The organism is Roseimaritima sediminicola, from assembly GCF_009618275.1.
Taxonomy (GTDB): Bacteria; Planctomycetota; Planctomycetia; order Pirellulales; family Pirellulaceae; genus Roseimaritima; species Roseimaritima sediminicola.
Genome location: NZ_WIAD01000024.1, coordinates 15,538 through 36,806 on the forward strand (window position 1 = coordinate 15,538; position 21,269 = coordinate 36,806).

At 63.0% G+C, this 21,269-nt stretch carries 15 protein-coding genes and 1 pseudogene; 5 read left to right on the top strand and 11 right to left on the bottom strand.

What is annotated here, in order from left to right; translation table 11 throughout:
• Window positions 1-68: 68 nt before the first annotated feature.
• The 5 genes from GE027_RS12815 to GE027_RS12835 are packed head-to-tail and all read right to left on the bottom strand — an operon-like array spanning window position 69 to window position 6,487.
• Window positions 69-2,465, bottom strand: a complete 2,397-nt coding sequence (locus tag GE027_RS12815) for a VWA domain-containing protein (RefSeq protein WP_162006711.1) — start codon at window positions 2,463-2,465, stop codon at window positions 69-71.
• Complete coding sequence (locus tag GE027_RS12820) at window positions 2,444-3,547, bottom strand: VWA domain-containing protein (RefSeq protein WP_153557599.1); 1,104 nt, start codon at window positions 3,545-3,547, stop codon at window positions 2,444-2,446. The genes GE027_RS12815 and GE027_RS12820 overlap by 22 nt, the downstream gene beginning before the upstream one ends.
• Complete coding sequence (locus GE027_RS12825; protein ID WP_153557600.1) at window positions 3,547-4,584, bottom strand: hypothetical protein; 1,038 nt, start codon at window positions 4,582-4,584, stop codon at window positions 3,547-3,549. Before GE027_RS12825 ends, GE027_RS12820 begins: the two co-directional genes overlap by 1 nt.
• Window positions 4,581-5,456 (bottom strand): DUF58 domain-containing protein, encoded by an 876-nt coding sequence (locus GE027_RS12830; protein ID WP_153557601.1) that lies wholly within the window; start codon window positions 5,454-5,456, stop codon window positions 4,581-4,583. Before GE027_RS12830 ends, GE027_RS12825 begins: the two co-directional genes overlap by 4 nt.
• Window positions 5,457-5,476: 20 nt before the next feature.
• Window positions 5,477-6,487 (bottom strand): AAA family ATPase, encoded by a 1,011-nt coding sequence (locus tag GE027_RS12835; protein WP_153557602.1) that lies wholly within the window; start codon window positions 6,485-6,487, stop codon window positions 5,477-5,479.
• A 399-nt stretch (window positions 6,488-6,886) separates the two neighbouring features.
• On the opposite strand from GE027_RS12835, the gene GE027_RS12840 reads away from it, so the two are divergent.
• From GE027_RS12840 to GE027_RS12850, 3 genes are all read left to right on the top strand, one after another.
• The gene (locus GE027_RS12840; RefSeq protein WP_237607503.1) at window positions 6,887-8,350 is read left to right on the top strand and encodes a YeiH family protein; all 1,464 of its coding nucleotides are present in this window, start codon (window positions 6,887-6,889) and stop codon (window positions 8,348-8,350) included.
• A 314-nt stretch (window positions 8,351-8,664) separates the two neighbouring features.
• Window positions 8,665-9,231, top strand: coding sequence for a hypothetical protein (locus GE027_RS12845; RefSeq protein ID WP_153557603.1), 567 nt, complete (start codon window positions 8,665-8,667; stop codon window positions 9,229-9,231).
• 128 nt (window positions 9,232-9,359) lie between these two features.
• Window positions 9,360-10,238 (top strand): universal stress protein, encoded by an 879-nt coding sequence (locus GE027_RS12850; RefSeq protein ID WP_153557604.1) that lies wholly within the window; start codon window positions 9,360-9,362, stop codon window positions 10,236-10,238.
• Here the strand turns inward: GE027_RS12850 and GE027_RS12855 are convergent.
• Window positions 10,213-11,109 (bottom strand): putative RNA methyltransferase, encoded by an 897-nt coding sequence (locus tag GE027_RS12855; protein WP_153557605.1) that lies wholly within the window; start codon window positions 11,107-11,109, stop codon window positions 10,213-10,215. The two genes, GE027_RS12850 and GE027_RS12855, sit on opposite strands and share 26 nt — an antisense overlap.
• A gap of 137 nt (window positions 11,110-11,246) precedes the next feature.
• On the opposite strand from GE027_RS12855, the gene GE027_RS12860 reads away from it, so the two are divergent.
• The gene (locus tag GE027_RS12860) at window positions 11,247-12,017 is read left to right on the top strand and encodes a phytanoyl-CoA dioxygenase family protein (RefSeq protein WP_153557606.1); all 771 of its coding nucleotides are present in this window, start codon (window positions 11,247-11,249) and stop codon (window positions 12,015-12,017) included.
• A gap of 401 nt (window positions 12,018-12,418) precedes the next feature.
• Here GE027_RS12860 and GE027_RS12865 read toward each other — a convergent pair whose 3' ends face one another.
• The 5 genes and pseudogenes from GE027_RS12865 to GE027_RS12880 form a co-directional block, all read right to left on the bottom strand.
• Window positions 12,419-13,564 (bottom strand): c-type cytochrome, encoded by a 1,146-nt coding sequence (locus tag GE027_RS12865; RefSeq protein ID WP_153557607.1) that lies wholly within the window; start codon window positions 13,562-13,564, stop codon window positions 12,419-12,421.
• A 64-nt stretch (window positions 13,565-13,628) separates the two neighbouring features.
• Window positions 13,629-15,818, bottom strand: coding sequence for a PVC-type heme-binding CxxCH protein (locus tag GE027_RS12870; RefSeq protein WP_162006712.1), 2,190 nt, complete (start codon window positions 15,816-15,818; stop codon window positions 13,629-13,631).
• A gap of 60 nt (window positions 15,819-15,878) precedes the next feature.
• Window positions 15,879-16,019, bottom strand: a pseudogene (locus GE027_RS23655) (hypothetical protein); the annotation flags it as partial.
• Window positions 16,020-16,027: 8 nt separating this feature from the next.
• Entirely contained in the window at window positions 16,028-17,650 is a 1,623-nt protein-coding gene (locus tag GE027_RS23415) for a DUF1080 domain-containing protein (protein WP_153557609.1), read from the bottom strand.
• Between the two features lie 111 nt (window positions 17,651-17,761).
• Window positions 17,762-18,490: an NUDIX hydrolase gene (locus tag GE027_RS12880; protein ID WP_162006713.1), complete on the bottom strand. Its 729-nt coding sequence runs from the start codon at window positions 18,488-18,490 to the stop codon at window positions 17,762-17,764.
• Between the two features lie 315 nt (window positions 18,491-18,805).
• Here GE027_RS12880 and GE027_RS12885 point away from each other — a divergent pair, with 315 nt between their 5' ends.
• Window positions 18,806-20,848: a prolyl oligopeptidase family serine peptidase gene (locus tag GE027_RS12885; RefSeq protein ID WP_153557611.1), complete on the top strand. Its 2,043-nt coding sequence runs from the start codon at window positions 18,806-18,808 to the stop codon at window positions 20,846-20,848.
• Window positions 20,849-21,269 lie beyond the last annotated feature (421 nt).

Genomic DNA, 21,269 nt, shown 5'->3' on the forward strand with positions numbered 1-21,269 from the left:
TACTATCTGTGGCATAGGCTTCCAGCCTGTGAGAGTCATCACAGGCTGGAACCCTATGCCACAGCGGTTTACCAGTCGCGTTCGACGGGGCGGTGGCGACGACGCTCGGCCATTTCTTTGCGTACGCGGCGCAGCATCTCGCGGTCGCGTACCGCTTGCAGCAGCTTCATCGCCTCCTCGCGGCTCATCATCTCGGTCCCCTGCCCCATGTTGACGGCACCGCCGCCGGACTCCGTTTCCTGGCCGTCGCCATCTCCGGCCGCCGCCAATTGGCCGCGGGGATCGGCGGCGTCCCCCTGCTCGTCCCCGGTGTCCGCCGCCGGCTCCGGTGCATTCTCTGGTTGCTGTCCGTGCTGGTCGAGCGATTGCATCGGATCTTGAGACGAGGGATTTTGGTCCGCCTCGGGGTCGTTCGGAGGGCCATCCGTGCCGCCAGCCGTTTCATCGTCCGCTGACGGGTTCTCGTCACCGGTTGACGAATTACTGTCATTTGGTGATTGATTGCTGTCATCTGGTGATTGATTGCTGTCATCTGGTGACGGTTTTTCGTCATCCGGTGATGGAGTGTTCTCGTTAGGGGGCGAGTCTTGCCCCTGATCGGGCTCGTCCTCGGACGCGTCCTGCGGGCCCGACTCACTCGACCGGTCTTGCTCCCTGGAGTCGTTCGATTCAGCCGACGGGTCTGATTGGTCTTCCCCCTGCGAATCCTCCGGTTGCTCCTGCGGATCCTCCGGTTGCTCCTGTGGTTCGTCCTGCTCTTCAGACGCCTGGCTGTCGGGGGAGGAGTCTCGCGGCTGCGGTTCGTTGGGTTGGTCTCGCAATTCTTGACACCACCGCGCGGCCAGTTCGAGGTTCGCGCGGGCCGCCGTGTGTCCGGGTGCGATCCGCAGCGTCGCCCGGTAGTGCTCGATGGCATGCTCAAGAGCGGCGAGCGTCTGCTGGCGATCTTGCTCGACCATCGAGACGGCCTGGGCATAGAAACTGTTGCCCAGGTTGTATCGGCTGCGAGCAGCCAGCTGGCCATCGCCGCTGGCGGCCGCCTGCCGGAAATGTTCTTGGGCTTCGGCGATGTGGCCACTGCGATACAGGGCGACGCCCAGGTTGTAATGGAATTGGGCACGATGCTGGTCGGCAACGTCCATTTGCCGATAGCGTTCGACAGCGGCTTCGTACTGACCGTTGCGGACCAGGTCGTTGGCCTCTCGCATCGCGGCCGCACCGTCTGGTTGCTGTGCCGGCGGGGAGCTCTGCGCGGCGGCGGCGGCGGTCGAGACAGTCACAGCCAGGAGGCAGGATATGGTGAGCATCTTGGACGCGAAGCGTGCAAAGGTTTCCCAAGTGGAGAGCGCAAGAACACAGGCTGGAAGGCTCTGCCACATCGAACGAGCGGACAAAGCCGAAGTGGCGTCGGAGCCTTCGGCGGGGCGCCGGCCCGCCGCCGTGGATAACCAGACTTCGATCAACAGCAACAACAGTGCCGGTGCCGCGAACCATTGGTAACGAGCCACGTAGGCATTGATTCGCGCCGTTTCGAATTCGGTCTGCGGAACGTTGGCGATGTAGCGGCGGTAGACGCCCGCCATGTCGACTCGTCGCGTGCCCGCGGGGATGTAGGCGCCGGCGGTGGCTTCGGCAACCGCCTGCAACACCCGGCCATCCATCTTGGACCAGACCTGTTCGCCGTTATAGGTCACGTAGCGGCTGGGCGGGCCCCCGCGGGCCGTGTCCTGGTCGGGGATCCTCGCCCCGGTTTCCGGGTCGCCCAGTCCGACGGTAAACACACGGATCCCCTGTTCCTGATGCAAACGCGTGGCCACCTCGACCGGTTGGCTCTCCTGGTCTTCACCGTCGGTGAACACGACGATCACGCGATGTTGATGCGTTTTGTCCAGAAAACCATCAGCCGCCGCTTCGAGCGCGTCGCCCAGGCGTGAACCGCCGCGGCGGACGGAGTGCGGCCCGGCGGCATCGAGGGTTTGTTTGAAGTCGTGGTAGTGGCTGGTCAGCGGAACCGATTGCCGGGTTGCGCCGGCAAAGGTCACCAACCCGATGCGGTCACCGGCCAATTCGTCGACGATGTCCATGATCTGTTGCTTGGCTCGGTCCAGCCGACTGGGGGCCACATCCTGGGCCAGCATGCTCCGCGAGACATCCAGCACGAACATGATTTCGATGCCGCGCTGCGGGACCTCGCGCCAGGTTTTGCCCCAGCGGATATCGGTCAGGGCGACCACCAACAGTGCCAGCGATCCAGCCAACAACAGCGTGCGGGCGGCGTAGCGGATTCCGCGGCGGGCCGGGAACAGCCGCGTGCGCATCGCATCCTGGGCGAAACGTCGGGCCGCCCGGCGGCGCGCCAGCCAGGACCAGATCGCCAGGATCAGGCCCGCAGCCACAGCCGCCAGCCAGACCAGCTGATTCGGATTGCCGTATTGCACGTCCATCATGTCAATTCTCGCAGCCACGTGTGTTCCAGCAGCCAACGCACGAGCAGCAGCACCAGGGCCAGCCCCAGCAGGGGCGGCAGGGCATCCAGCGGCGGCAGGGCGCCCGCGGGCAGTTTCGTCGGCTGGACGGCCAATTCGCGGTAGTCGACGAAGTGGTGGGTTTCGACTTTGGTTTTTTCCAGTGCGTCGATCGCGGCATAGATCTGCTTCAGCGAATCGGTGTCGGTGGCGCGAAAGTACTTGCCGCCCGTGGTTTCGGCCACCCTCTGCAAGGTTTCCTCGTCGATATTCACCTCCATCCAGCGTAGCCGTTCGCGGCCGAACAGGTCGACCACGGGAATCGGAGCTCGTCCCTTGGTGCCGACGCCAATGGTGTAAATTTTAATGCCCAGCGTCTTGGCCAGTTCGGCCGCTTGCTGGGGTTCGATGTCGCCGGCATTGTTTTCGCCGTCGGTCAGCAGGATGATGACCTTGCTTTTGATCTTCTCACTTTGTCGTTCATCGAGGGCGGTCAGTTTCTCCACCGCCAGCGCGATCGCATCACCGATCGCCGTGCCGTCTTCGTTTCCCCGCGGGGCGATGGTGGTCGCGTTCAGTCGCGAGACGACGAAACCGTGGTCCAGCGTCGGTGGCGTCTGTCCATCGGCGAAGCCAGCAAAGGTGATCAGGCCCACCAGATCGCTGAACCGACCCTGTAGCGCTTCCTCCGACGCATCTTCTTGTTCGCCGGTCACGAACGCGCCGGCGACGTTTTTCACTGCGGCCAATCGATCCACCGATTCGCCATCGATTTGGAAATCCATCGCTCGCATGCTGCCGCTGCGGTCCACGATCAATTGGATCGCGATCCCTTCGTTCTCAGCGATCGTTCGCTCCTGGCCCAGGCGAGGTCGCGCGAGAGCGATGATGATCAGGGCGATCGCCACGATGGTCAGCACCGGCGGCAGCCACAGCATTCGCTGCCGCAGCGTCCGGCGCAACTGGCCAGCGATATCGATACCGCTGAACCGAACGGCCGGCCGCCGGCGAGTCGCGAACAATCGCCATGCCACCCAGGGCAACAGCAACAATAACAACAGGTACCAAGGCGAATGAAACATCAGGTCGCCTCCCTCTGTGCGACGATCCACTCGCGCACCGACCGCAGGATCGCCGCGGTCTGCTCGCGGGACAGGTTTCGTCCCGCAAACCGGGCCTGGTCGCTGGTGCGGAGCGCCTCGCGAACGCGTTCGGTGCGGGCGGCGTCCACTTGTCCTGCCGACGCCGCGTGTTGGATCCACTCCGCAAAGCTGGTCACCTCGGTCGTTTTAGCCGGCCCGGTAGCTGGTTGCGTTGCGTCCGAAGTGTCGCTGGCATCATCCTGCACCGCCCGCCGCTGGGCCAGCGTCTCCAGGATCTCGGACATTCGCGCCAGAGCCGCGTCGGGTTCCCATTCGGCCCGTTCGGTGGCGGATTCCAGTTCGGACAATTGCTCGACGGCCCACTCGGTCGGCCAGCGCCGGCGCGTTCGCCGCATCCACACCACCGCGGCGGCGGCCATGACGGCGACACCGGCGGCCAGACCGCCGGCCCACCACAGCCAGCGCAAATTCGCCTCCGGCGGTGTCGGCGGCGGATCCACTACGGTGTCGATGTCACGGAACTGCGTCGGGTCGGTGCGTTCCTCCAGCACGCTGGTCACCGTGATGGTCACCGGGTCGGTGCGCAGGGTCGTCTTATCACCGCCGCCGGTCGCGACAACCGTGACCTCCAGCGGCGGCACTCGCCGCGGTCCGGCCAACAAGCTTTCGATCTGAAAGCGACGGGTCCAGCGGCGGCGTTGGGGGTCTTCGGCCAACGGGATGTCGTCGATGTCGCGTACTTGCAGCACTTCGAAATCGCCCAGAGCTTCGCCGGGTTCGGGGAAGTTGATTTTGGCGCCCGCCGCCGCCGTTACGGTCAACTCCAGCCAGATCGGCTGAGCCACCTGGATCGGTTGGTCGGTGACCTGCAGGTCCACCTCGGCGCTCGCCGCCGGCGACGAGGCCAGCCAGAGCGGCAGCAGGCTTGCCAGACAGAGCCAGACCGGCAGGCGCCCGCCCGACAGGGGAGCACTGAACCGGTGGCATTGTCGATCGGCGGGTCGCGGGGTATTCAACGTCGCGTCTCCCGAGTGTGGAAGTAGCGTCGCAGCGGATCCACGAGGTCTTGGCCGGTTTCCAAACGAAGGGGCATCAAGCGCAGACTGCGGAACAGGTGATCGCGTCGCTGGGATTGCTGTGCGACCAATTCGGCAAACCGCCGGCGGTTCGCCCGGCTGGCCAGATCGACCGTGATCCGCTCGCCCGTTTCGGCATCTTCCAAGCGGATCAAGCCGACGTTGGGCATTTCGTATTCGCGGGGGTCGGTAATCACGACGGGGATGATGTCGTGTTTGCGGGCGGCGACGCGCAGCGATTTGTCGTACCCGGCGTCCTGAAAGTCGCTGATCAGAAACGCCACGCTGCGGCGGCCCGCGGTACGCTGAAACGCGTCCAGGGCATGCGTCAGATCCGTTCCGCTGCCGATCGGTTGGCAGTACAACAATTCACGAATCAAACGCAGGACGTGGCGGGAGCCCTTGCCCGCCGGCAGGTGTTTTTCCACACGGTCGGTAAACAGCGTCAAGCCGACTTTGTCGTTGTTCTTGATCGCCGACATCGCCAGGATCGCGCCGAGCTCCGCGACCAGGTCGCGTTTGGTTTGCGTCGTCGTGCCCAGTTGCTGCGAGCCGCTCAGGTCGACCAACAGATGGACCGACAGCTCGCGTTCCTCGCGGAACAGTTTCACGAACGGCTGGTCGCTGCGAGCCGTCACGTTCCAGTCGATCGCTCGCACATCGTCGCCCACTTGATAGGGACGCACCTCTTCGAATTCGATGCCCCGACCCTTGAACGCCGAGTGCCAGTTGCCGGCCAGCAACTCGTCGACCTTGTGCGAGGTGCGGATCTGAATCCGACGAATCTTGCGAAGCATCTCGCGAGGGATCATGAACCGTTCCTCTGTGTCGTTCAGGGCATGTAGATGTTCTGCAGGATCTCACGCACCACCGACTCGCTGTCGCGGTCTTCGGCTTCCGCTTCGTAGGTCACCATCACGCGGTGCCGGAGCACGTCCAGCGCGATCTCGCGGACGTCTTGCGGGGTGACGTAGCCGCGCCCGTCCAGAAACGCGCTGGCTTTGGCGGCCAGCGTCAGGTTGATCGTGGCTCGCGGTGAACCGCCGAACTGAATCAATTCGCCCAGCGGCAATCCGTAGGCTTCCGGCGTGCGGGTGGCCATGACAATGTCGACGATGTAGTGCTGGACTTTTTCGTCGACGTGTACCTGATCGACCAGCCGCCGGGCGGCGAGGATTTCTTCGGGCGACGTCACCGGTTGGATGTCGAACACCGCCGACGTCTTGCTCATCCGCTGCAGGATCTGCAGTTCCTCGTCGCGGCTGGGATAGCCGACGATGACCTTCAGCATGAAGCGGTCGGTCTGGGCTTCGGGCAACTGGTACGTGCCCTCTTGTTCGATCGGGTTCTGCGTGGCCATCACCAGAAAGGGTTGCTCGAGGGCGAAGGTTTCCGAACCGATCGTCACCTGTCGTTCCTGCATCGCTTCCAGCAGGGCGCTTTGCACTTTGGCCGGCGCCCGGTTGATTTCGTCGGCGAGGATCAAGTTGGAAAAGATCGGGCCTTTCTGGACCACGAAGCTTTGGTCTTGGGGCCGGTAGACCAGCGTTCCGATCAGGTCGGCCGGCAACAGGTCGGGGGTGAACTGCAACCGCTGGAAATCGGTGCGAATGGCTTGCGCGAGGCTGGAGACGGCCGTCGTTTTGGCCAGGCCCGGGACGCCTTCGATCAACAGATGCCCGTTGGCCAACAGTCCCAGCAACATGCGGTGCACCAGTTTCTGCTGGCCGACCAGCACCTGGTTGACCTGCTGGACGATCTGCCGGAACGGTTCGCTGTGCTGCTGGATCTCGGCTGTCAGGCGGGCGACCTGATCCTGGACGTTGGTTTCATCCGGTGACATATTCGCTCTCAAACTCAAAACGTCATGGACGGTGGAAGAATCGGCGGGGCGGCCCGTTTGCAACCGCCGGGAAGGGTTCTCAGGTACAAACGCGGGGCTCCGCCAAAGGCTAGGCAGTCATTGTGCCAGGAACCGGCCATGGCAACCGGCCTGCCGGTCTGGTGGAAGCCCCATCGGCTTTGGTAAACTTTATAGAGAACCCGCCTTTCCTCCCGCCCAAAAGCCGATCGCCGGAAAGATTTTTATCTTCGGCGGTAACGGCTCCTGCCGCTTGAAACCGGGGCGTTACGTCCCGGCGCTTGTGCTCCCTGGGGCATTTTGCCCCGCCGGGTGTTTTGACGGAGTTTTGTCCGCTGAACCGCTTGATGCGTTTGTCTTTGCCTCGAAAGGAACCCGAACATGTCGCCCAGTGAACCCGCCGTGGACGAACCGATTCAGCCGCCCGGGCCGGCGAGTACATGGCGCGAGATGCGGACGACGGAGGACTGGTGGGCCATCTGGTGTGCGGGATTGTTGTTGGTGGTCTGTTTTGCGGCCGTATGGTTTTCGCGCCCCGCCGATCTGGGCCAGCGCGTCGAGCAGGGCGAAACGGTCCAGGTCACCAGTCCGCTGAAGGGGTGGTTGGCCAAACCGGGCTCCTGGCAGGACAATCCGCTGGACGCGTTCTACGTTGCCGCCGAAGCGGGTACCGGTGCGGCGGCCACCCACACCTGGCTGGGCGTGCTGGGCGTGTTCGTCGTGATCGCCGTATTGTTTACCGTGGCCATGGCCGTACGGGGCCGGTCGGCGATCGGATTCTTAAAAGGGTTCCCGATCGTTTTTCTGTTGGCCACGCTGGCCTATGTGATGGCGGCCCATGTGCAGGTCAAGGCGTACAACCTGGAGTACGCACTTTGGGCGCTGTTGGTGGGATTGATCATCAGCAACACCGTGGGCACGCCGGATTTTCTCAAGAACGCCGCGCTGACGGAGTTTTTTATCAAGACCGGGCTGGTGCTGTTGGGCGCCGAAGTGCTGATGAGCCGCCTGTTGGCGCTGGGGGTGCCGGGGATTTTTGTGGCTTGGGTCGTGACCCCGATCGTGCTGGTCTGCACGTATATCTTTGGTCAGAAAGTCCTCCGCATCCCCTCGCGATCGCTGAACATGGTGATCTCGGCCGACATGTCGGTGTGCGGCGTCTCGGCAGCCATCGCCACGGCCGCCGCGTGCAAAGCCAAGAAGGAAGAACTGTCGCTGGCCATCGGGATGTCGTTGTCCTTTACCGTGGTCATGATGATCGTGTTGCCGGCGATCATCAAAGCCACGGGGATGAGCGAGATTTTGGGCGGTGCCTGGTTGGGCGGAACGATCGATTCGACCGGCGCCGTAGCGGTGGCCGGGGCCGTGCTGGGCGACCGCGCGTTGGAGGTGGCCGCGACGGTCAAAATGATCCAGAACATCCTGATCGGTGTGACCGCGTTCTTCGTAGCCATCTACTGGGTCACTTACGTCGAACGCGATGCTTCGGCACCGCGTCCTGGGGCGATGGAAATCTGGTACCGGTTTCCCAAATTCGTCCTCGGCTTTGTCCTGGCTTCGGTCGTCTTCTCGGTGCTGTTCGTAACCCTGCAAGGCGGTCCCGAGGTGATCGACGCGATGATCAAAGGATCGACCAAGACGTTTCGCGGCTGGTTCTTCTGTTTGGCGTTTGTCAGTATTGGGCTGGAAACAAACTTCCGCGCCCTCGCCCCCTATTTCCGTGGCGGGCGACCGCTGATCCTGTACGTGTGCGGGCAAACGCTGAACCTGTGCCTGACGCTGTTCATGGCCTGGTTGATGTTCCGCGTGATCTTTGCGGATTTGATCGAAGAAATGATTCCTTAAGTCTACGGCGGACCTTTCCCGGGGCTTTCGCGCGGCGCCAATTTGGTAGAATGCAGAATTGAGCCGTTCGAGCGTTTGCTCGGTTGCGAAGCAACCAGCCGCAGGGCGCTAGCCCCCGGTTGCGAAGCAACCAGCCGCAGGGCGCTAGCCCCCGGTTGCGAAGCAACCAGCCGCAGGGCGCTAGCCCCCGGTTCCTGTCCACACCACCTAACCAACCGAGGCTATCGCAACACGGCTCGTCGGAAAGCGTGTCAGTTATTGACCGCGCGATGCTAAGCCGCGTTTTCGAGTCGCCGTTCTGAGAGGAATCCGTCATGAGTGAACCCGATGCAATCCACAAGCGCGGCCGCGCGTTAGAGGATGAGTTTTTCCATCGCGTGGATGAAGAACTGCAGGAAAAAATCCGCTTGGCCGTCCAGCGAGAACAACCCAAAGCGATGCTGCGAGAGGCGACCGGGTTTCAAGACGACGAGCTGCTGGACCAGTTGCTCGACGCGGGCATCAATGTCGAGAAGTTGGCCGCCTTGGCTTTGGTCCCGGCCGTGTCGGTGGCCTGGGCCGATGGCAAGGTGACGCCGGATGAGCGTCGTGCGGTGCTGCAAGCCGCCGGTGCGGATGGGCTGAAAAAGGATTCGGTGGCCTTTCATTTGGTCGAATCCTGGTTGCAACAGGAACCCTCGCCTTCGCTGTGGCAATTGTGGGAAGAGTACGCCGAAGCGTTGACCGCGGACATGTCCGAGAGCACCAAGAAGACGTTGACCGACGAAGTCATCCGTCAGGCGACCGTGGTCGCCAAGGCTTCCGGCGGGACGCTGGGATTCGGCAGCGTGTCGGCCAAGGAGCAAGCGGTGTTGAACAAAGCCCAGCGAACGCTCCAGTAGCCGCGACATCCGGGCACCCGGCCCGGCAGCCGCGGTTTGATTGATTGGTTTCCTTTCAGGCATGACTCCTCGGGCTCCGCCCTGCGGTGCGACTGCCTGAACTCCTCGGTCGCGTAAAGGTGGTTGCGATGAAGAATATCCTGTTGGCCTACGATGGTTCGAAGTACGCCGAAGAAGCCGCCAAGCTGTTTGCCCATCTGCCACATCGCGAACGGATTCGTCTGACGGTCGTCACGGTCTTGGAGGTGCCGCGGGTGACGCGTGCTTACGCGACGGCAAACTGGGTGGCCGGCAGTGCCGATCGCGAGCATCAACTGGCCCGAGAAAAATTCGCCACCGTGGAACGGATGTTCGACGGTGCCAATGTGGAACTCGAGCACCGGATCTGCGAGGGCCATCCGGCCTACAAAATCGTCGAAGAAGCCGAACGTTGTGAAGCGGACCTGGTGGTCGTCGGCGCCAAAGGGCATACGACGATCAGCCGGTTGTTGTTGGGCAGTACCAGCGACTACGTGGCGACGCGGGCTCCGTGCAGCGTTTTCGTGGTGCGCCCGACGGGCTTGATGGACAATCCGCGGCCGTTGCGGATCGCGCTGGGATACAACGGTTCGCACGCATCCAAGGGGGCTCTGCGGGATGTCCGCGATATCTGTCGCGGCAAGGACACCGAGGTGTTCGTGCTGTCGGTGGCCAGTTACGTCCTTGGGTTCTACGACGAAATGGCTCCGGACCCCCAGCTGATTCGCGCCGAAGCGGCCGAGTCGCTGCAGGAAGCACTCGGCGAGCTGCAAGGCATCAACGATTCGACCCAGGGCCAACTGCTGGAGAAACCGCATGTCGGCGATGGCCTGGTCAATGCGGCCGATGAACTGGGCGTGGACGTGTTGGTCGTCGGCGAAACCCAGCATTCCCAGTTGACTCGCCTGCTGCTCGGCAGCGTCTCGCGGTACGTGATCCGGCACGCCGAGTGCAGCGTCTGGGTCAGCCGTCATCCGGAAGAGGACTGAACAACAGCAGCTCCGCAGACAGGGTGACCTGCAGGCTCTCGAGGTCCGCCAGCCGGGCCTGCTGCGAGCGCCGCACCGCGCGGTACGTCATCGCCGCGGCGTCGGCCAGGGCGGCCGCGTCCAGCGTGGCTTGATCTCGCCACCGAGTGTGCTCCAGGCACTCCAGACCGACCTCTTTCATTTGTGCGATGATCGCTTCCCAGCGGTTGCGGCGATGCCCTTGTTGCTGCGCCTGTTCGCGCATCTCGATCAGGTCGTCTTCGCCCGGCACGGCGATCACGCAGCGCCCACTGGGGTGTAACACGCGAGCGATCTCGCTCAGCGGTCGCCGCCCGAACAGACTCAGCACCAAACCGACCGTGTTGTCCTCGACCGGCAACACGCGGTCAGCGTTAGCCAGCACCCAGGTTGCCGCCGGCCACGACCGAGCGGCCAAACGCAAGGCGCGTTTCGATAGGTCCACTCCGGCATACTGGGTGGGGGCCGGCGACGGGGACCCCACCGTTTCCGCGGGCTTCTGCGAGTCGGCGTTTGGGGCGGCAAACAGTTCGCGGCCAAACGTGCCCTCGCCGCAGCCCAGATCCAGCACGCGAAAGACGTCCTGCTGGGCCGCCGCGTGCGACGCTTGGCACCAGGGCCGCAGCGCCGCAACCAGCGTCGACATGTGTCCCGCGGCCAACCAGCGGTGGCGGGCTAAAACGGCTTGCTCGGCGTCACCGGGGGTGGCCGAGCGGCGGTCCTGCGGCTGCAGCAAGCTCCAGTAGCCCTGCCGAGCTCGGTCAAAATGATGGCCCGCCGGACAGGTCAGCCCTCGCTCGGTTTGGCTGAGTGGACGGAGGCATTTTCGAACGGTACAACGCAGTGGAAACATCCGGTTATTCTAGAGGGCTCGCGACGCAGCCATAGTGGCCTGACATCGCGGCTAAGCACGTCGTCATCGCGGCTAAGCGCGTCGTCATCGCGGCTAAGCACGTCGTAATTTCCCCCTGCCAACGTGTTGTACGAACAATGCCTGAGACTTACTTTCAACCCGCCACCGCGGACCGAGACACGTTCCTCGAGCGAGGTTGTGTTTTGGTGCGATCCTTGCTCGATGCCGATGAAGCGGCACATTTGAACCGAGTCGCTCGTGAAGACCGCGAAATGGAGCAGGCCGCCACAGCTCGCGACGACGCCGCCGGAGGACGCACCGTGTTGGCCGTGCGCGATTCGCTGGGCGACGACCTGTTCAGCACGCTCGTGCGCTGTCGCCGCGTCGCCGGCACGGCCGCCTATCTGCTCGGCGAGGAGGTGTATCACTACCACCACAAACTGATGCTGAAAGAGCCGCGCGTGGGTGGCGCGTGGGAATGGCATCAGGATTACGGCTACTGGTACAACTACGGCTGTTTGTTTCCGAACATGATCAGCTGCTACATCGCCATCGACTGTGCGGTTCGCGCCAACGGGTGTCTGCAAGTCATCCCGGGTTCACATCATTTGGGACGCTTGGAACACGGCAAAGTCGGCGGCCAGACCGGAGCGGATCCCGAGCGGGTCGAAGCGGTCTTGCAGCGGATGCCGCTGGAATACGTCGAGATGGAACCCGGAGACGCGTTGTTCTTCCACGCCAACGTCCTGCATCGCTCGGACCAGAACACCAGCGAGGATCCGCGTTGGTCGCTGATCGCCTGCTTCAACGCCCGCAGCAATTCCCCCTACGAGACCTTGAGGCACAACGCCTACACCCCCCTGCACGTCGTCGACGACCAAGCCGTCACCCATTTCGCCAGGACCTAACCGCCACAACCGGGATCGGCCAGTGTGCCCTTCCAGTCATCGCGCTCGTCCTCGTACTCAGCGAAGTGGTCCTCGTACTCGGCGGCGGTAAAAAACCGAGCGACGTCTCGGCGGAAAAGAGTCCCGACCCCTGAGTTTCCCGCGGTGTGCCGACGCTCGCCCCTAAGCAGGCCCAACGGGTCGGTGCTAGGTCAGCCCAGGGCAACGCCCTGGGGGAATCATCGCCGCTCCGCGCCGAGCCCCAAGGGGGCGGCCCTAGCCGATGCCAAGCCCGGTCGGCGGTGTTTGTTCGGGCGAAAGCGTAGGGCCGCCCCGTTGGGGCTTGGGCGTCGTCCGCTCTCCAAACCCAGGGCGTTGCCCTGGGCTGACATAGGGTTGCCCCGTTGGTGCGAAGAAACGTGTCAGGATTTTTTGAGGGTCATTAGGTATTCGACCAGGTCTACCAGTTGCTCGGTGGTCATCAATTGTTGCAGGTCTTGCGGCATCAGCGACTGCGGTTGCTTCTTCAGCAGTTCGACGTCTTCGGCTGGGACCGTGCGATCGATGCCTTCGGCCGTCCTCAGAGTGATCGCCTGGTCGGTCTCGCTGACCATCAGCCCCGTGACCGTTTCGCCGTCGAGCGTGAGCAGCGTGTAGGTTTCGAAGTTGTGGCTGACCGCCGCACTGGGGTCGAGGATCGCGACATACATCGCTTCTCGCGACAGTTTGCTGCCGATCTCGGTCAGGTCCGGGCCCACTTCCTTGCCCTGCCCGGCCACGCGGTGGCAATTGCTGCAGGTGGCTTTGCCCGCGAACACGGCTTTGCCTCGAAGCACGTCGCCTCGACGTTTGACCAGCTCGGCCAGTGGCGGCAGCGGTTGGTTGTCCGCGGTCGAGGGACGCTGGAAGTATTCGTCGGCGGCTTGGCGAATCTCCTCGTCGCTCGAACCGAACAGTCGATTGGCAGCGGTAAAACGAAGGGCGTCGTCCAACCGGCCGTCGGCAGCCATTCGCAGCAGTAACCGCTGCCCACCGGTGCGCCGGCCGAGCGCACTGACGGCGGCCGTGCGGACGGCCAGGGGGGCTTGCGAGTCGGTGACGATCGGCCGCAGCGCCTGGACGGTCTGTTTGTGCGGCACGTAGCCCAGCGCGGTCGCCGCCGCAATGGCTCGTGCTTCCTCGTCGCTGCGCAGTGCCTCTTCCAACGGTGCCAAGCATTCCAGTTCGGCCAAAGTCTCTGCGGCCCGGACGCCTTCGGTCTGACCGACGTGTTCCAGGGCCAGGGCGACCAGGTCGTCGGTCAGATCCGTCAAACGAAATCGCTGGACCAATTCGAAGTATTGATCGGTCCCCGAGTTGGCTCGCAGGTAACGCAGCAAGGCGGCCTTGGCGGGCGGCGAGGATTCGATATCAAAATCCTTCAGCCGCAATACGGTCTCGACCACCATCTTGTCCTTCGCCGATACCGCGTTGGCGGCCGATTCCTGAGCGGACGCGTGGCGGCAAACGCCGAACGAAAGCAACGCGGCTACGGCGGCCGTCAGGAAGAGATTCGATAACACTTTCATCGACGAATTCTTGTCGTAAGCGGATGGTGATGGACAGGAAAAGAAATCGGCGAGCCGCCGAAGGCTACAGCCCCAGCAACGCTCGCAGGGCTTGCTGTTTGGCTTCGCCCTGGTGGAAGTCGAACGCTCGCATGTAACGGTCGGTCATCGCGGCATCGGTGGCCGGATCCTGCAGGATTTTTACGAGCAACGGCAGGGCGGCTTCGGCGCGGCTGCGCCACACGATGTCACGGCCGGCCGGCGTGTTCCAATCGTCGCCGACGCGTTTCTTCCAAGCCGCAAAACATTCGTCCCAGCGACCCTCCGCGGCGATGCCCAGAGCTTCCAGATACCAGCGGTCGTCCCCGTCGTGCTGAACGGCCAGGGCGGCCCACAGCTGGGGCACTTTGGGCGAGGGATGGTGACGCAGCGCCACGGCCAGTTCGCGTCGCACCTGTGGCGAAGGATCCTCGAGCAGCGGCGTCACGTACTGGTCCAGGTCCAGTTCCAACTGGCGAGCCAGCCGGACGCCCGTCATGCGGATGTTGGGGGCCTTGTCTTCGATCGCTTGCTGAACGGCTCGCCGTCCCTGGCCATCGATCTTGCCCCACAGCCACAGGGCGCGAGCGCGATAGATCGGATCCTTTGAAGCCGCCATTTTTTTCAGAGCGGGCAGAGCCTTTTCTCCTTCGTCGTGTAAGCTGGTCCAGGCCATGTAGCGGACGGCGTAGTTCGGATTCTTTAGCGCCTCGATCGAACCTTCGATGGTGCTGAAATCGAACTCGGGAACGCGATATTTGCCGTCGGCATCGTAGGGCATGATGCGGAACAAACGACCGCGTTCGAGGTCGCCCATGCCGTGGCCGCCGACGCCGGGGTCGTACCAATCGGCGACGATTAAGGATCCGTCGGGTGCGACCTTCACATCCGAGGGGCGGAACCAGCGATCCTCGGTGCCGGTCAGAATGTTTCGGATCGTGGCCTTGTATCCCGCACCATCGTCTTCCAACAGGTACGCGCGACAGACGTTTGGTCCGGCGTCGCAGTGCAGCAGGTGGCCGCGAAACATCGGCAGCAGGCTGCCTTCGTACACCGTGATCCCGGTGGGCGAACCCGCGCCGGTCAGCAGCAGGTTGGGAACGACGCCGGGGTCGTTGATGTGCCAGTGACGTTCGGGAACGTTGGGGCTCATCCCGGTGCGCTGGGCTCGCCAGCCGGCTCCGGTCAATTCATCCTTGTAGCCGTAATTACCGAATTCCATTACGTAATTGATACGCACGCCCTTGTTGCCGTCGTCGTCGTTATCCGATTGCCAGATGGCTCCGTACGAGTCGACGGTGACCATCCAGTTGTTGCGGAAGTTCCAACCCAACGTTTCGAACTGGCTGCCGTCCAGGTTGCAGCGAAAGACCATGCCTTCCTGATAAGGTTGGCGATTCGCCGCGACCTCGTTGCCGGCCATGTCGACGATGGGCCGGCCGTGTTTGTCTTTGATCTGCCGGCCGTTGTTGCCGAAGTTGAAGTACAGTTTGCCGTCGGGACCGAAGGTGACGGCGTGGATCCCGTGGTCGTGCTGAGTTCCCGAGATGCCGCTGAACAGCACTTCTTTGCTGTCCGGCCGGTCGTCGCCGTCGGAGTCGGTGAACAGCAAGACTTTGTCGCCGGCGGAAACCAACACCTTGTCGCCCAGCACGCACACGCCGTGCGGTGAATCGATATCGCGGCCCTGGTAGAACACTTTCTCCTGGTCCACGGCCCCGTCGCCATCGGTATCGGAAAGGATCAGGATGCGGTCACCTTCGGGACGGCGTCCTTTGTGACCGCGATAGTTGACGATTTCGCAAACCCAGACGCGGCCCCGATGATCGATGTCGATATTGGCGGGGCTGAGCAGTTGGGGTTCGGCGGCAAACAGCGACGCGGCCAGTTCGGGACCGACCTCCAGGCCATCCAGTGCCGCGGAAGCCTCGCGCGAACCGCCACCGACGGCGGCTGGTGGCTGCTGGTCGTAGACGAAAAACTGCACCGATGACGAGCCGGCTTGATCCGAGCCGCCGTTATCGATGCCGCCGCGGGCGCGAAAGCGCTGGTAGCCCTCGGGCAGGTCAAACGCGATGAGGCTGTTGGCGTGGGTGCCGATCCCGTAGGGCACGTCTTTGCCAGCGATTCGCAGCGGGTGACCGCCGGCGTTCTTGTTGATTCGGACCTGGCCCCACTGCGTGGAAGCGGACTTCCACTCCAGTTCGGTCAGCGGCTTCTCGCCGGCCGGACCCACCAGACGCGGCTCCGCCCAATCCGCCCAGTCATAGCTGAACCCGTCGCCGCCGTCGCTGACGACCAGGAACAGCTGTTTGGCGTCGCCCAGCGGGACGTCGATTTCGACGGCGTGGCCGGGCGTGTCCTCGTTGATGATCTCGCTGGCAAACAGCGGCCGGGCGGCGGCCTGCTCGGGACGCGTGACCTGTGGCCGCCGCAGCTTCCTACCTACTTTTTTTTTGCGCCCTTCTTGGCGGAATCCGGTTTGGGTTCGTCCTGGTTGGCTTCCAGTTCTTCCTGCGTCAGTTCGGACGTGCGAACGCCCCCTTCAGGAACTTCGCCGTGGGCGGTCCAGACGATCGCGTTCAAGACGACCTTGCGAAAGTTCTCGTCGCCCCAGTTCCAGTGGAAGTGGCCACCGGTGAAGCCGAATCCACGGCCACCGTCTTCGCGCGTTGCCGCCCAGGCAACGTGTTGGGGCTGCCGTTGGGCGACGGCCTTGCGAACCGCCGGGTTACCGCTGTGAGGACCGTCGGGGCGTCGCAGCGTGTCCTCCGGCGGCACATCCGAAAGGATCGGGGTGACGCCCTGCATGGAATCGCGAAACCGCATGTGGTAGTACCACTCGTCGTTAATCGCAAACGGTTTGACGCCGCGGGTGATCGGGTGATCGGGAAAGTTTTCGAAACGAGCCACCCAGTGCGGATTGACCGACCAGTGGGGTTCAAAGTAACCGCCCATCCAGTCCAAGAACTTGTCGCCGGGTTCGCCCTTGACCGTTTCTACGGCGTAGTGGATGCAGACCAGGCCCACGCCCTGGTCCATCAACTGACCGAACTCCTTGAGGTGATCGTTCAGCAGGTGACGACGACCGCCGTCGCAATAAACGACGACGCTATCGGCGTCGGCCAATGCTTCGACACCATCGGCGGGCCAACCTTCGCGGAACACTTCCACCTCATAGCCCGGCATCGCCGACTTGATCGATTGGGCCAGCAGCATCGAGCCGGCGTAGTGTTCGTGAGCCCCGTAGCCATGGCTGGGGCGTCCGGCCAGGAAGGCGATCTTTTTCTTCGCCGCGGAAGCCTTGTCGGACTGGCTGGTGTTCGGTTCGCTGTGCGCGTCGTCACCGAGATGTTTGATGCGGATATTGCGGAACTGGACTTTCATCGGCGGGCCGGCGTGCAGCTGCAACGCCAGCAGCCCCGAGTCGCGGCGTTGTTGTTTGTCGTTGTCGATGCATTCGGCCGTGACCACGCCATTGATCTTGTGCACAAAGTGAAAGTCTTTGGCGGTGATCGTGTACTGGTTCCAGTCCTCGTCGTTGATTTTCGACTGGATCTCGTCGGATTTGCCGACCGAACCGATCACCTTGACTTGGAACTTGCCGTCGTCGCGGACCAGTTCGGTCTTTTGGCCGCGGTTGGCCAGAATGCCGCGGAACTTTTCCCCGTACAGGATGCCCGAGTACGTTTTGCCGGCTTCGAAGTCGCCCTGGTACCCGCCCACGACCCACTTCTGCTTGTCGGGATTCACTTCGAACGAGCGATACTGGATGCCCGAATTGCCGCCGATGATTTTGTATTCCAGCCGCAGTTCAAAGTCCTTGGTCTCGCCGCCTCGCCAGATCAGGAACGTATTGCCTTTGGTGGGATTGTCCGGCGTGGTGATTCCGGTGATCGCTCCGTCCTGGACGCTCCAGAATGCCGGGTTTCCGTCCCAGCCGTCCAGGGTTTTGCCATCGAAGATCGAAACGAATCCGTCCTCAGTAGCGGCGGGGGCCTCCCCATGAACAGGCTTGGCCGCCCAGGGCAATGCCAACAGGAAACACAGCAGAGCACAGGTACGCATGGTTTTCGTCTTCATTAAAATGGCTGGCAAGAGGTCCAAGGAGGGGGGCGGCGAAGTGCATTTGGTGCCCCTTCGGCCATCTGCAAAGGCTAGTCGATCCCCGTACGCCGGTCAACTTTGCGGGGGCAGGCATTCGGCCAGTTCGGCCAGGATCATGCCGGTCGCGCCCCAGACCCAGTGCTGCTGGTAGCGCAGCCCCGAGGCGACGAATCGCAGCGGTGGCGGAATCTCCGGATTACCCGAGACGCGGCGGATGGGACGCTGCAGCAAACGGTCCTGCCAGTGCCCGGGCTCGCGCAAGTGTTCCAGCGGCACCTCGACCACTTCGTCCACTTCGATTCGATCGGGCACCCAAGGCGACTCCGGTCGCCGGCAAGCCATCACGACCGGATGGACCAGGTTGTCGCTGGCGTAGACGTACAGCGGCGACAGTTCGCCACAGAGTTCGGGTTGGAGCGGACAGATTCCCAGCTCCTCCTCGAACTCTCTCAAAGCCGCTTCGATCGTGCTCTCGTTGGGTTCGATCCGGCCGCCGGGCAAGCAGATTTGACCGCCGTGATGCTTGATCGAAAGGGGCCGCTTGGTCAGCGGAACGGTCCAGCCGCCGTCACTCCAGAGCAGCATCACCACCACGGCGGCTTGCCGAGCCGTCCGAGGGGCCGGGCCACAGTGCCGACCGTAGGACAGCTGCGGCGACCGGTAGCGCAGCGCCCGCCGGCCGGGCAGATCGTGCGTTAGCCGTTGCTGCAATTGCGAGATAAACTGTTCCACTGCGGCGTCGTCCAATGTCTGTGGCTGGAAAGGTTTCCTGTCGGTCGACAGGCGATTTTGTACGGACAAAACGTTTTCTCCCCTCTCCACCACGGCGCCGCGAGCGTCAGCGAGTGAAGCCGTGGGGGAGAGGGGCCGGGGGTGAGGGGGCTCGGGTGCAAATGGCTGACTCATCGCGTCGGACCTGCCTACCGCGTATCGCATCGAGGCGCGGCACTGACGAACCTACACTGCAATTCCCCCCTCACCCCCGACCCCTCTCCCCCCAATCCTGGCTCGCTTAGGCTCGCCAGGATTGGGGGGGAGAGGGGAGGAAACATTTTTTTGTCCGTACATTGAATTCGTTAGAGTCAGCAAATCTCAATTCTCAAATCTCAAATCAATATGCAACCCACCGACCCTCGGCGATGTTCGCCGCTCTGGCTTCTGGCCACTTTGCTGCTGTGCTTCGCGCTCACTCCGCTGAAAGCGTTTTGTCAGGACGTTCGCACAGCCGACTACAAAGCGTTGCCCGCTGCCGGCAAAGCTCCGCCGCCAGAGCAGGCGGAACGTTTGCGCGAGCGGATCGCGGGGCTGCGTCAAGCCTACCAACACGCCGGGCTCGCGGCGAGTGATACGGCGGACGTCGAGGTGTTGGTGCGCGCGGTGGATCTGGCGCTCGAGCAAAACTTGTTCTACAACGACAGAGATATCGCTGCGGCCGAAAAACTGCTCGACCGGGCGGCCCGGCGACTGGAAAAACTGCGAGCCGGGCGACGCGGCATCGCGCTGTTGGAAGTTCCCGATTCTCCGGCCGACGAGCCGGTGCCGCTGGTCGGTGGATTCGTTTCACAAATCGATGATTCGGTCCAGCCCTACGGTCTGGTCCTGCCCGCCGGTTGGAAAGCGGGCGACGGCAAGCCGCGAAGATTGGATGTATGGCTGCACGGCCGCGGTGACAGTAAAGTCGAACTGCAATTCATTCATGCACGTTTGCAATCCACCTCGCCGATCACGCCGCCCGAGACAATCGTGCTGCATCCTTTTGGTCGGCACTGCAACGCGTTCAAGTTCGCCGGCGAAGTGGACGTGTACGAAGCGATCGAACACGTGGCCGAGCGGTTCGCGGTCGACCCCGATTCGATCAGCATTCGCGGGTTTTCGATGGGCGGAGCGGGGTGTTGGCAGTTCGCGGTGCACGATCCCGGTCGCTGGTTTGCCGCGAATCCCGGTGCCGGATTTGCCGATACCGTCCGCTATCAGGGCTGGAACCGGCAGCCCGCCTACACGCTCAGCGGCGCCCAGCGACTGCTGCTCGCCTGGTACGACTGCCCGCCCTGGGCCGGCAACTTGCAGAACACCCGGGTGATCGCCTACAGCGGCGAACGCGACAAACAGAAATTGGCCGCCGACACGATGGCCGAAGCCAGTCGGGCACACGGCCTCCAGTGGACGCATGTGATTGGCAAAGACATGGGGCATAAGATCGACGAGCCGTCGGCGGAAATCATGCAGCAGCAATTGCAACAGTGGGCTGCCGAACCGGCACCGGCGGTGCCCGAGGTCGACTTTACGACCTACACGCTGCGCTACCCGCGGTGTGACTGGTTGACGATCGAGGGCATCGAGCGGCATTGGCACCGGGCGCGGATCCAGGGTCGAGTCCAACCGAACCGGATCGTTTTGAAAACCGATGCGTGTACTCACCTGGCGATCGACTTGCCGGCCGACGTGCTGTCTGCAACCCCGGACGCGATCACCATCGAGATCGATGGCGAAGCTCTGGTCGCGCCCGACGCGGTTGCCGGCCAACCCTATCACTGCGATTTAATTCGCCTGGACGAAGGCTGGGCGATCGCGTCTGAGCCCGACCGAAGCCTCCGCAAGCGGCCTGGTTTGCAAGGACCGATCGACGATGCCTTGACCGGGCGGTTTGTCTTCGTCCGCCCCAGTCGCCCCTGCTGGCACGGACGCGTCGAGCGGTGGGTGCAGGACGAATACCGGTACGCCAAGCAGCGTTGGCGAAGCATCATGCGCGGTGAGATTCGCGAGGTGAGCGACCGGGAGCTGGACGAGGCCACGATTGCCGACAGCAACCTGATCCTGTTCGGCGACCCGCACGCCAACGCCGTGCTGGCGGGGCTGGTCGATCGCTTGCCGCTGCACTGGGACCGGGACTCCCTGCAGATTGCCGGAGAACGCTTCGACGCGGCGGATCATGCGGCCGTGATGGTCTATCCCAATCCGTTGAACCCCGATCGCTACATCGTCCTCAACAGCGGGCTGACGTTCCGCGAGTTCTCCAACGTCAGCAACTCGCGGCAGATCCCGATGCTTCCCGACTGGGCGATCCTGGACATCACCGAAGGCAGCAACGCCCTGCTGCCCGGCAACGTTGCAGCCGAAGGTTTTTTCGATGAACGCTGGGAAGTGAAGGGGGAAGAGTGAAGGGTGAAGGGAGAGATTGGAGATTTGCTAACTCTAAGCACGTCGCAACATTAACTTAGGCATTACTCTCCCTCTGGGAGAGTCGGGCTCTCAGGCCCGGAGAGGGTTTTCGTGAGTGCCCTCCCCGGGCCTGAGAGCCCGACCCTCCCGCTGCGCGGGAGGGTGTTGTCGCGGGGTTTCACCCAAAGATTTATGCCGACGTGCTTAACGGAATCTATGTACGCGAATTTTCATTCGTGGCTGGTGTTTTAGTCCCGTAGGGACGGCAGGATGTAGCCACGGGCGCGAGCCCAATGCCACTTCCTTTGTAGCGGAACGGCGCGAGCCGTCCGGTTTTGCGGTGCGAACCTTCACACACCGGGCGGCTTGCGCCGCTCCGCTAACGCTTCAATCGCAAGCGATGGTGAAAGTAGATGGCATT